11 protein-coding genes are annotated in these 11,998 nt (G+C 55.0%); all 11 read right to left on the bottom strand.

The features are described 5' to 3' along the window. Positions 1 to 190: 190 nt before the first annotated feature. The 11 genes from ACAF76_RS04055 to ACAF76_RS04005 all read right to left on the bottom strand — a co-directional run bounded on the left by ACAF76_RS04055 (position 191) and on the right by ACAF76_RS04005 (position 11,763). Complete coding sequence (locus tag ACAF76_RS04055; protein WP_421617547.1) at positions 191 to 1,012, bottom strand: dienelactone hydrolase family protein; 822 nt, start codon at positions 1,010 to 1,012, stop codon at positions 191 to 193. 2 nt (positions 1,013 to 1,014) lie between these two features. After that, on the bottom strand, positions 1,015 to 1,815 hold the full coding sequence (locus ACAF76_RS04050) for an IclR family transcriptional regulator (RefSeq protein ID WP_421617546.1): 801 nt from the start codon (positions 1,813 to 1,815) through the stop codon (positions 1,015 to 1,017). A 47-nt stretch (positions 1,816 to 1,862) separates the two neighbouring features. Beyond that, complete coding sequence (locus tag ACAF76_RS04045; RefSeq protein WP_421617545.1) at positions 1,863 to 2,825, bottom strand: VOC family protein; 963 nt, start codon at positions 2,823 to 2,825, stop codon at positions 1,863 to 1,865. A 17-nt stretch (positions 2,826 to 2,842) separates the two neighbouring features. Continuing rightward, positions 2,843 to 3,628, bottom strand: a complete 786-nt coding sequence (locus ACAF76_RS04040; protein WP_421617544.1) for an SDR family NAD(P)-dependent oxidoreductase — start codon at positions 3,626 to 3,628, stop codon at positions 2,843 to 2,845. A gap of 26 nt (positions 3,629 to 3,654) precedes the next feature. After that, on the bottom strand, positions 3,655 to 4,164 hold the full coding sequence (locus ACAF76_RS04035) for an aromatic-ring-hydroxylating dioxygenase subunit beta (RefSeq protein ID WP_421617543.1): 510 nt from the start codon (positions 4,162 to 4,164) through the stop codon (positions 3,655 to 3,657). Positions 4,165 to 4,189: 25 nt separating this feature from the next. Further along, positions 4,190 to 5,494, bottom strand: a complete 1,305-nt coding sequence (locus ACAF76_RS04030) for an aromatic ring-hydroxylating dioxygenase subunit alpha (protein WP_421617542.1) — start codon at positions 5,492 to 5,494, stop codon at positions 4,190 to 4,192. 29 nt (positions 5,495 to 5,523) lie between these two features. Beyond that, positions 5,524 to 6,783, bottom strand: a complete 1,260-nt coding sequence (locus ACAF76_RS04025; RefSeq protein ID WP_421617541.1) for an MFS transporter — start codon at positions 6,781 to 6,783, stop codon at positions 5,524 to 5,526. Between the two features lie 64 nt (positions 6,784 to 6,847). Further along, positions 6,848 to 8,290, bottom strand: a complete 1,443-nt coding sequence (locus ACAF76_RS04020) for an aldehyde dehydrogenase family protein (RefSeq protein WP_421617540.1) — start codon at positions 8,288 to 8,290, stop codon at positions 6,848 to 6,850. A gap of 14 nt (positions 8,291 to 8,304) precedes the next feature. Then, entirely contained in the window at positions 8,305 to 9,993 is a 1,689-nt protein-coding gene (locus ACAF76_RS04015; RefSeq protein ID WP_421617539.1) for a thiamine pyrophosphate-binding protein, read from the bottom strand. Between the two features lie 17 nt (positions 9,994 to 10,010). Then, positions 10,011 to 10,802: an SDR family oxidoreductase gene (locus tag ACAF76_RS04010; RefSeq protein WP_421617538.1), complete on the bottom strand. Its 792-nt coding sequence runs from the start codon at positions 10,800 to 10,802 to the stop codon at positions 10,011 to 10,013. 43 nt (positions 10,803 to 10,845) lie between these two features. Next, entirely contained in the window at positions 10,846 to 11,763 is a 918-nt protein-coding gene (locus tag ACAF76_RS04005; protein ID WP_421617537.1) for a VOC family protein, read from the bottom strand. Between the last annotated feature and the right edge of the window lie 235 nt (positions 11,764 to 11,998).

The following is an 11,998-nucleotide window of genomic DNA, read 5'->3' as shown; positions in this document are numbered from 1 at the left end:
GTTGTTTTACATAAAAAACGGTGTTTTCTATGTATATCTTATCTTACTCAGACTGTCATATCCTTGTCAATATTTAAAAGGATGTAAATAATACGAATATTGTTTTTAGATAAACTAATTAGATACCTAAATAATCCCCTATTCTCCACTGGTATAAAAAGGGAAAATAGGGGTAAAAGTAGCGCGCCGATTATGACAAAACTTTATTAAAAAAGTTTAATGTCCGCTCCCAGGCATCACGGGAGGCTTGGACATGATAAGCACCCCGACTGTCGTTGAAAAAGCCGTGATGGGCTTCCTCATATACTTTATAGATAAATGTTTTTCCGGCTGCCTCCATCGCCTCGGCAAATTCCGGGACGAGCGAAGTGATTTTCGGGTCTTTCTCTCCGAAGAAGCCGATCACCGGACATTGGATGGCGGCAACCTCTTCTTTGGATAGCGGCATCCGTCCGTAGTAGTTGACCGCTCCCGCCAGTTGCGGCAGCGCTGCAGCCAGCATCGTGGACATCGCTCCACCCATGCAGTAGCCTACGGACGCCACCTTCTGTCCTTTGCTCCACTCGTACGCGGACAAAAACGAGACGGTCGCCTTGACTGTTTCCAGCAGCTCGGGCAGCTTGGTCAACGATGCGAACAGCTCGGGAAATGTCTCCCGAACTCTTTCGCGAATCGCTGCGGGCTGCTGCTCCAGTGCCGCTTCGCGAGCAGCCGGATCGTGCCAGGACGGAGGAGCCAGCGTGTCGAGGAACGACTTGATCTCTTCGATCCGCTCTTCTGAAAGAACGTCCCGGCGCTCTCCGTTTTCCGCGAACAAATCCGGTGCGACCGCCAAGTAGCCTGCCTTGGCAAAACGCTCGGTGAGATCGAGGATGTGCGCGTCCGTCCCCCAGAGCTCCTGAATGACGATAACGGTCGGCAGCGGTCCCTTCGCCCGGGCAAGACGAGCGGCATACAGCCGATGCCGGACGCCATCCTGCTCAAACTGAATCCATTCCGTATGCAAGGACAACCTTAACTCCTCCTTTGTTTGACTTTTTTGTAGCCGAAAAAGGTGGAAAGCTCGCTGGCTGCATCCTGAATCGCAGGCAGTACGTAATCGGCTACAAACTCTTCCGACAAGCTGCTCTCGGGAGCAGCTACGCTGATCGCCGCAATCAACTGATCCTGCTCATCGAAGATCGGTGCGGCAACCGAGCGTATCCCTACCTGAAATTCGCCGCTGCTGATCGAGTAGCCCTGGCGGTACACCTGCTCGAGCTCCTTGAGCAGAGCGGTGATCATAATTTTTGTTTCATTGGTATACGTCTGCAGGTCGGAGACGAGCAGCAGCTCCTGCCATTTCTCCTTCGGCTGGAATGCGAGCAGCGTCTTGCCGACTGCGGTGGCATGTGCGGGCAGGCGGGAACCTATCGATACATTGATGTTGGATACATTGGGAGCGGTCTTGCTCGCAACGTATACGACCGAGGTGTCATCGAGGATGCCGATGTGGGCAGAACCGCCGATTTCCTTGCATAGCCTGTCCAGATACGGTCGGGCCAATTCCGTGATCGGCTGCGAACTCAGATAGGCAAAGCCCAGCTCCAGCACTTTTGGCGTCAGCTCGTAGCGCTTGGTGCTTTCATTTTGTTTCAGGTACCCCAGATGCTGCAGGGTAAACAGCAGGCGAAAGGGCGTCGTACGGCTGACGCCCAATTCATTGGCGATCTCCACGAGCGAGAGCGTCGGCTGCTCCGGGCGGAACAGCCGCAAAATTTCCAGTCCTCGCACGAGGGAGCTTGAGCTGTAGCGTGTCTTTTCTTCATTTTTCACCGTTTTGCCCTCACTTTCCTAGGAATTAAGAGCATACCGGTCAAAGCTTAGTTGTTCGCAAACTTCTCCAGGAGCTCGATGATGACGTGATATTCAGACAGCGTATCCATATAAGCGTACTTTCCATTGCCTGTAAAGAAATACCCTTTCTGGATCAGCGGGTAACCCATCGCTTCCAGCTTGGCTACCGTTTCATCCAGGTTTTGGACATGGAAGGCAATGTGATGCACGCCCTCGCCCTTCGTATCCAGATGTTCTTTCCACGTGCTGGGCGAATCACCCGGCTCGATCAGTTCGATCTCGATCAGCGGCGTCTTGATGAACATAAAGCGGCATTTGCCCTCTGTCGGCTCGCCGCGATAGACGACCTGCGTCACCTGTGGCGCTCCTTCCTTGAGGACAGTCGGCTTTTCTACGCCCAATAGCGAGCAGTACGCTTCCGCAGCCGCGTCGAGATCGCGGACGACGATCGCAATCTGCGATACGGTATCGGAGCCGAGCAGCGGTGCGAGTCCCTCCGGCTTCTTCGCCGCGGGCGGGATCGCCTGCGGCTCGTCACGCTCAAGAAGCTCGATCATGGTCTTGCACGCAGGGACACTGTCCACGTAGGCATAGCGCCCCTTGCTGGAAGTAAACTCGCCTGTCTGCACGACCGGATAGCCGTGTTCTGCCAGGACTGCCAGTTGCTTTTTCATGTCGTCTACATCTACGGCGACATGGTGGATGCCTTCACCCTGGGTGTCGAGAAATTCCCGCATCGTGCTAGGCTCTTGGTCCGGCTCGATCAGCTCGATCTGAACAGACGGTGTATTGATGAAAATCAGTTTATTTCGCGCACCGGTGGGCTGGCCGTTGAAGACGATTTGGGAAATCGAGCTGTCGCCTGTCAAAAACCAGTCCGGCTTCGGCACACCCAGCAGTTTTCCGAACGATTCTGCCGCTTTTTCAATATCGCGTACGACGAAGCAGATCTGGTTGATCTCGCTGGTCCCAAGCAATGCTTTATCCATTTGTGCGTCCACTCCTTTTAGCTCAGTCCGCGCACGGCAAGTCCCCCGTCACTGGAAATGACTTCTCCCGTGATCGCAGAGGCTTTGCTGGACGCAAGCAACACATAGGCGCCGACATGATCCTCCGGCATCATCGCAATGCGCAGCGGGTTGCGCGTCTTGATGCTTTTCGCCTTGGTTTCATTGTCTACCACGGTGACAAAGGGGCGCAGCGGAGGGATGACGGAGAGTGCCGTCAACGTCCCGCCTGGTGCGACCGCGTTGACACGCACATCCGGAGCCAGCTCAAACGCGAGCTGTCTCATCAGACCGAGCTGTGCGTGCTTGCTGGCGGTGTACCAGACTCCTCCGCCGTCCGGGTAGAAGGCTGCTCCGGACACGGTGAAAATCATGTTCCCCTGTGTCTTTTTCAGTTCGTCGACTGCTGCCTTTGCAGCGAAAAAGGAGCCTTTGACATTGATCGAAAACAGCACATCGTACGCATCGGCCAACGCTTCCGGGGTGACGTTGACAAATTTGGCAAAGGCGTCGAACACGCCCGCGTTGGAGATCAGCACATCCAGCTTGCCGAATGCGGCTACAGCCGTCTCCACGGCGCGCTGATGGTCTTCGTACACCCTCACATCGCCGACGATCGTGCGAATTTTCTCGCCAAACTGCGCTTCAAGCTCCTGCAGTCCTTCTGCTGAACGGTCGAGGACAGTAACGACAGCTCCCTGTTTGACGAACTCCTCCACCACTGCCTTGCCGATCCCGGAGGCACCGCCCGTTACGTAGACCGATTTTCCTGTAAGCTCTGCCATTGCTGTCTGCCTCCTCACGTAGCTCTCTATACGAAAATAGCCAGATTGCGCGTATTGATCGTCGTCTGGTCGATCAGGAAAAAGCGCTTGGACAGCTTCCACTCTCCATCCACGAAGCGAAACTCGTCGGTCCGCTCTCCCGATACGAGATCGTGGAAAATATCCGTCGAACGGCTGCGGTACAACAGCAGGTAGCTTTTGACAACTGCCCGCTCGTTGGCCACATACTCCATCACCCGCACGTTGTTGACCGAACGGCGCGTCCGGGATGGAGGCATTTCCGCCCAGGCATAGTCCGTTTTCAAGCGCTCAACGCGCAGCTTCATCAGCTCGTAGTCGTCGTTGAAGGCAAACATGTCCGTAGCGTAATCAGGGCGTTCCATCCCCTCTTTGTTCACGCGCACAGGCATGACGTATTTGATCTCGGGGTGCAGCAGGGCAAACCAACCGTCAAAATCAATTTCGTCCAGCAAATTCGCTTCACGGTACAGCCATTGTTCAAATTCGTGTGTAGCCAGCATCATTTCCATGCTCATTACGCCCATCCTCCTTGATCGCAGATTACGACTTCATCAGGTCCAGCCAGTACCGGTAAAAGTTGCGGGAGCTTGCTTCCGAGAACTTGTCAGGATATACGACGCCAGGACCCGGGAAGTCCTTGACCTGCTCGCGGTGCATCCCCATCGTGTAGTTGTAGGTAAGCTGCTTCGTAAACGGCATCGTTCCAGTCGCCGCAGCCGTGATGTCGGTGAACACCTCTGTGTCGTCCTGTTCAAAAATACCCGATGGACTGAAGGTGAGAACGTACGCCTCGCGGGAGCGCTGCTTCCAGTCTTCGGTCGCGTTTTTCTCCACCAGGAACCACGTCATTACTTCCATTTTGTCCGGACCGATCGGCTTCCACAGACGCATGGTCGTGTTGGAGATCAGTTTGTCCTTGACCTTGGTGTGGGAAATCAGGATGGACAGGTTCGGGAACAGTGTACCGATAAAGTTTTTGATGTTGGACATCAGATCGAACTGCTCAGGGCTCAGGTTCGCCTTGTACTCGTCCATCAGCTCTTCCGGGAAGGCGAAATCAGGGTTTGGCATCCCGATGTTGCAGCCGTGTCCGTTTTTCGTGTACACCTGGTACCCTTTTTTGGAGTACGTGGCACTTGGCACCATCCCGAGCGCTGCGATCGATCCGTGCGTCACCATCGTGTGGTAGGAATCGCTGACGAAGTTGTCGGAGCCGATCTTCCAGTTGGAGTGTACGACGAACTTTTGCGGAGGGCCGACGACTTCCATCTCGGTGCGTCCGAAGACGATGTCCAGGTACCATTTGTAATCGCCCAGGAATTCATCCAGCGGCTGCGGATTGTCGTTCCACGTTCCAAAGATCAGTCCTTTGTAGGTGGCGATCGTCACCTGGTGCAGGCCCATTTTCGATTTGTCCATGCCGTCGCCGTAGATGTCGTTTTGCAACGGAACACCGATCAGTTCTCCGGTATTGCGGAAGTTGAAGCCGTGGTACGGACAGACGAAGTTCGCCTTGTTGCCTTTGTCGGCGCGGCACAGCTTCATCCCGCGGTGGGTACACATGTTGTAGAAAGCACGCAGTTCCCCGTCCGCACCACGCGTAATGATAACGGAATAGCCGGCCAGATCGCGGGTCAGGTAATCGTTTTTCTCCGACAGCTCCGACTCATGTCCCAGGAGGACCCAGGTTTTCATAAAGATCTTTTCGTGCTCCAGCTTGTAAATGGAGGGGTCTGCCAGGATGTAGGCAGGAATCGCTCCTTCTTCCGGACGAACCGTGTCGTTGAGGTGTTGAACGACCTCTTCACGCGTCATTTCATGCAACAGCGCTTGTGGCTTGTTCATACGTGATCACTCCATTTCCGATGATCTTTCTAGGCTTGCTTGTACAGTCTCACTTCGGACGCTTCTTTTTTCAGCGTCGTGACGTAGGCGATAAATCCGATCAGGGCGACGCCAATCAGCATGAGAATGGACGGACCGAAGTCTCCGCCGGACGCATCCCGCATCCAGCCCATGATGTAGCTGGCGAAACCGCCGAGAATGTTGGTAAAGCCCATCAGCCCCGCTGCGCGGCCAGCCGTTTCAGGCGTAGAGAACTTCACGATAAACAGATTGCTCAAATGGAAGACTCCGCCCTGCGTGCCCATTGCCAGGCCGAGACTGACGCCGGCAACAATCGGGTTGGTCGAATTGGAAGCAATCAGCAGGAAAATGGCGCTCATCCCGAACATCATGCTTGCCAAAAGCGAAGGCCGCTGTGTCTTGTCAGACAAGTATCCGCAAATCAGTACGAAAAACAAGGCGAACAGCCAGGACAGCGAGGTGATTCCCGCCATCTCTTCGACGGCAAAACCTTTGCCCTGCGTCAAATACGTCGGCAGCCAGATGCTGATTCCAAAGAAAAGGAAGGAGGAAGCAAGCATCCCTACCCACACCATCCAATAGCGGTAATCCTGGGTAAAGCGCTGTTTCGGAGCGTCGGAAGGCTCGTCGTTTTGGCGAATGTAGGCGATCTCTTCCTTGCTCATGCCCGGATGCTCTTCTGGTCTCTCGCGCGTCAGGAAGTAGAACATCGGGATGTTCAGCAGCAGGTTACATGCCGCCAGCAGGTAGAATGCGTACTCCCAGTGGACATTGGCGATCAGAAGCGTCAGGACGAGCGCCCCGAGAGCAGGTCCCAGGTAGTTGCCGGAAATCCAGGAGGCTTGCGCTTTCCCGATCTCCTTGCGATTGAACCAGTTGGCGATAAATTTGCCGGAAATCGGAATCATAATCCCTTCCCCGATCCCGAGGATAATTCTCGATACGACGAACATCTCATACGAAGTAGACATCCCGGCCATAATCATCGTCAAACCCCAGACGCTAATGCCCAGCATCGCTGTTTTCCGGGCGCCCAGCTTGTCGATAATTACGCCCCAGAACAAGTTGGACAGAGCGTACGAAACGGTAAAAATAAAGGTCAGAAAACCAAGCTTGGCGTTTTTGTCAGGTCCGGTAAGCCCCATGTCCGCCAAAAATCCAGGGTCGGTTTGAATAACCGAGATTCCCAGCTTGTCGATTTGGCCAAAAAACCAAAAGAAGAAAATCGGTATCGTGATGTAGACCCATCGCATGTTTTTGCTAAGCATTATCTGCGCCTCCTGGTGTCTTGACTCTCTCCTCTAGGATGAGAAAGGTACCCAATATTCACATTTAGTTGGCAAAGCCGTATTTATCTGCGAACAAGTCGATGCTGCACCATTCCGTTTCCCGGCTCAGACCGCTTTCTTTCAGGCCAGGGAAGTCGTAGTGCAAATCCTGGAAAATCGTGTGGTTGTTGAAGAATACGGCTCCTGCCTGCAAACGGTCAGCGAGATTCTCCGCCTGTGCCTGGTCAGCCGTCCAAACGGATGCGCGCAAGCCGAATTCCGTGTCGTTCGCCATCGCGACCGCTTCGTCCAGGTCGCTGTACGTCAAGACGGGAATGACCGGACCGAACTGCTCGGCACGGACCAGTTCGCTTTGCTGTGTTACACCGGTCGCGATCGAAGGGAGCATGAAGTAACCGTTTTCCCACGTTTCCTCATCCAGCTTGATGCCCAATGTCTCTACATGTGCGCCGGACTGTCGGGTCCGCTCGATCAGGCCGGCGACGTAGTCGAACTGGGCCTTGTTGTTGATCGGACCCATCATCGCGTCAGGCTGGATGCCGTTGCCGACGATCATGCGCTGAAATTCCTTGGTCAGTTTGCCCATAAACTCTTCGTAGCGGGATTCGTGCACGTAGACCCGCTTGATCGCCGAGCACACCTGCCCTGCGGCGCGCAAGATTCCCATGCGGATGCGCTGCATCGCGGTGTCATCGAGGACGGCATCAGGCAAGATCAGTGCCGGATCGTTTCCGCCCAGCTCCATGTACAGCTTTTTCACCGTTCCAGACGACATGCTCATAATCCGCTTGCCTGTTTCCGTACTCCCTGTAAAGGCAATCGTACGCACGCGAGGATCGTTGCAGATGACTTCTCCTACAAGCGAGCCAGAGCCAGTGACGATATTGATGACACCAGGCGGGAGCGCTGCCGCTACTACCTTGAGTGTTTCCAGAACCGTCAGCGGACAGTCTGTCGCCGGCTTGACGACGACGCTGTTTCCGGCCAAAACGGCAGGAATGACGCGTTTGAAGGTGAGAATCATCGGCGAGTTCCACGGCGAGATGACAGCCGTTACACCGCGCGGGCGGCGACGGATTTGCACCATTTGCGCTCCAGGGAGCGTCTCGGTTTGCCACCATTTGACCAGTGCGTCCGCACCTTTGCTCATAATCTCCACACAGCGCAGCATGTCTTTTTTCGCTTCGACCAGTACCTTCCCGTTCTCGCGCACAAACAGCGGAACGGTCTCTTCGATGATCGCTGCCAGCTTTTCGGAGGCCTGTTTTACCAGTGCCGCTCTCGTTTCCGCCGGGGTGCTGGCCCAGGCAGAGAACGCCCGCTCAGCTGAATCGATCGCCTGAGCCACTTCTTCCTTGCTGCACAAGGCGACCTGGCCTACGACTTCCTTGATGTCGGCAGGGTTGGTCACATCTGTGACCTTCCCGCCTTTGATCCACTCGCCATTTATCAGAAATTGGCCGGAAATGCTTGGGTATACGCTCATATGGTGCGGCCTCCTTACAGTTTTTTCGGCTTGAACGCGTCGGCTGCTCCCGGAGGGCCACCAAACGGCTTGGCCATCGGTCCGACCGCATTCATGTCTACCACGATCATCGTCGGTTTCCGTTTCGCTACCGCAGTCTCCAGCTCTTGCACCAGTTCGTCAGGGGAGCCGATGCGGCTCGCTTCGTAGCCCATCGCTTTGGCCAGCATTACGAAATCCGGGCTGACGAGATCGACTGCGACCTGGCGTCCGTAAGCGTTTTGCTGGATGTTGCGCAGTACGCCATATCCTTGGTCGTCGAACAAGAGTACGATCAGCGGCAGGTTTTCCTGGACGGCAACCGGCATTTCGCCGACGTTGAGCATGTAGCCGCCATCGCCTGCCATCAGGACGACGACGCGATCCGGTTGCCCCAACTGTGCACCGAGCGCAGTCGGCAGACCTTGTCCGATACCACCGCCGGAAGCGTGGATCGACGTGCGCGGCTCGTAGATTTCAAACAAGCGGCTGCCCCATACGTTGGCGGGCACGGTCACGTCGCGGACGAGAATCGCGTCTTTTGGCAGCACCTTGCGCATGCCGTCGACAATTGCCTCATACGGTCCGAGAGTTGCTCTAAGCGTCGCCCGAACTTGCTCGCGGACTGCCTTCACCTCTGCCACGTATGCAGCTTCCGGTGCTTTGCCGCGCGCGTTCAGCGCTTCGTTTATGGCGTTCAGGATCGGCTTGGCGTCACCCAGCAGGCCGTGTGTCACTTCGTAGTTGCGGTTGAAAGCCGTGTAGTCGGCATCGATGCTGATGTGCGCTTCCGGTGCCGTCACTTTCCAGTTGGATGTCTCGTTGCCGCGGAAGCGAACGCCTACACTAACCAGCAAATCCGCGTTTTTCAACAGTTCCTTGACTGCTTCATAGGCTGCAAAATGGCCGATACACTGCGGATGATCCTCCGGAATCGAGCCTTTGCCGGATTGGCTGGTAATGACAGCCGCGCCGGTCAAATCGGCCAGTCTGGTCAGTTCCTCGGAGGCTCCGGACGTAATCACGCCGCCACCAGCCCAGATAACCGGACGGCGCGCTGCCGCGATCTGCTCGATGACCTCTGCGGGAATGACAGGAGCGATCTCGTGCGCAGCCTGTACCGTTTGCACTGCTTCGATCTTGCTTTGCGGGACGATTGCCGATTGGAAATCGATCGGGATTTCCAGAGAGACCGGGCCAGCCGGAGCTGCCTGCGCCATCTGGATCGCCTGGCGCACTACGGACGCAGCCTGTTCAGGCTTGCGCAGACGGTACGCCTCTTTACAGCAGCCTTTCATCATCGAAAGCTGGTCTTTGCACTCGTGGATATACCCTCTGCCTGTTCCCAGGTACTTGGAGGATACTTCACCGGTCAGATGCAGGACCGGCACGCCGGCAGCCCATGCCTCGACGAGCGAGCCTGCTGCGTTTCCGGCACCGCTTCCGGTACTCGTAATCACGACGCCCAGCTTCCCGGTCGCACGCGCGTAGCCATCTGCCATGTTCGCCGCACCGCTCTCACCACGGGAGCAGACGATGCGGATGCTTCCCTCGCGCAGCAGCGCATCGTAAATCGGCATATTGTGAATACTGACGACCCCAAACACTACCTCTACGCCGGCGCGTACGAGCTCGGCGACTACAGCATCCGCTGTCGTATATTCCATTTGCACATTCGTTGTCATGGTATACTCCCCTCCCATTAGAGCGCTTTTCCCAAAGCCCCCGCTACTTCAATGGTAGACCCCGATACATAGCTGGCCTGCTCGGAAGCGAGGAACAAAATGACGCTTGCTACCTCTTCCGGCTGTCCGACTCTGCCCATCGGTATGTTCCGTTTTTTTGCCAAATCGTTGTAGTATTCCGTCGGGTCCATATCCGGTGCATTTTTCAAACGTCTGCGTTCCCATTGATCGGTAGCGATCAGCCCCAGACTGACCGAGTTGACGAGAATGTTGTCTGGCGCCAATTCCTGTGAAAGGGTTTTGCTCAGGTTCAAAAGGCCTGCGCGCGTTGCCGCCGTTGCGACCATATGGCGTTCCGGCTCCTTTGCCAGGGTCGCGTTGATGTTGATGATCCGGCCACCGCCCTGTTTCTTCAAGTGCGGATAGACGGCGTGAACAGCGTAGATGATGGCGAAATACTTCAGGTCAATCTGCTGTCGCCACTGTTCGTCCGTAATGTCGAAGAAATAGCCCATCACGCTCTGTCCGGCGGCGTTGACCAAAACGTCGATACTGCCGAAGTGAGCTGCCGTGCCGTCGATGAAGCGATGCACATCTTCTTTGCTGGTGACGTCACATGTCTGTGCGAATACTTGATCTGCAGGAGCGAACTGCAGCAAATGCTGACAGGCTGCTTCCATCCGCTTCTGGTCGCGGCCGCAAATGGCGACGCGCGCGCCTTCCTGCAAAAACATCTCAGCGGTCTTCAGTCCGACACCAGAGGTTCCCCCCATGATGATCGCCACTTTGTTTTTCAGACCCAGATCCATCTTGTTCAACACTCCTTCTTCTGCCCTGGCTCGTTGTGGGGGTTCAGCCTTTGTTTCCGAGTTTGCTGGCCCAGCCTTCGTCGGGATCGCCTTTCATCGAAGCGCGCGCTCCTGGCGGCGGCGGTCCTGCCGTTCCCCAGCGGTCCATCAGATGCGGCACGCGTTTCCACACGAGCGCTTCCCATTTGTCGTCGTCTTCTACCGTAGTCAGGTAGCAGGTGTACTCCATTACATAGCCTGCCGGGTCGCGGAAGTAGCAGAAGATGTTGTTCCCCGGACCGTGGCGGCCTGGTCCCCACATCGGCTCTACATCTGCCTTGCGAACATTGCTGATGCCGCGCATGACTTCATCCACGCTCTCCACTTCGTAGGCGATGTGGTTTACCGAAGCGTGCTCATCCTGGTTGAAGGCGAGCGAGTGGTGGTTTTTGTTGCAGCGCAGGAACACCATTTGATGCTCGCTCCAGTCGGTTACTTTGAAACCGATTACTTTTGTGTAAAAATCGGTGATCATGTCGATGTCTTTCGTGTTCATAACGACGTGGTTGAGCTTGATCGGATCGACGTTTTTCTTGCTCCAGTCGGTCGTGTGAATCTCTACCCAACAGGACAGCTCGATGCATCTGCCCTCGGGATCGAGAAAGCGAAGACCGTAGCCCGCTCCGAACTCGTCCAGATAGCCGGGCTCCTGTACGAGCGGAACACCCAGTGATTTCAAGGTTTCAGCCGCTTTATCGACGGCATGCTTGTCAACCATCCCAAACGCGATGTGATGCAATCCGCGCTTTTCGCCGCGCTGCAGATGCAGAATGTGGTTTTCCGAGCCTGCACCGCGGAAGTAGACGTTATTCTCGTCTTCGTGCAGCTTGTCGAGACCCCACACCTTTTCATAAAAGTCGGCTTGCTCTTTCAACACGGGGCTGAACAGGCTGATGTGACGCAGATGGGTAATACCCAACATAGGAAATCACCTCTTTTTCATTTTTTGAATACAGGGATCATTTTGTGAAGCAGATTGTTTTGTATATGAAACAATGTTTACAAAAATCAATAAAAAAAAGAAACGCAACATCCTACCTGCTGATCCTCTTTTTTGTCATTCATGTGAATGATTGCGTTTTGTTTCATATAGAAAACAAAGTTTGTTTTTAAGTTGTACTCTTATTTTAATTTTTTCGTAATGATGGTGTCAATAC

Origin of the sequence: Brevibacillus sp. TJ4, assembly GCF_044627595.2 — a bacterium.
In the GTDB taxonomy this organism is placed as follows: domain Bacteria; phylum Bacillota; class Bacilli; order Brevibacillales; family Brevibacillaceae; genus Brevibacillus.
This window is presented reverse-complemented; position numbering and strand designations above follow the sequence as displayed.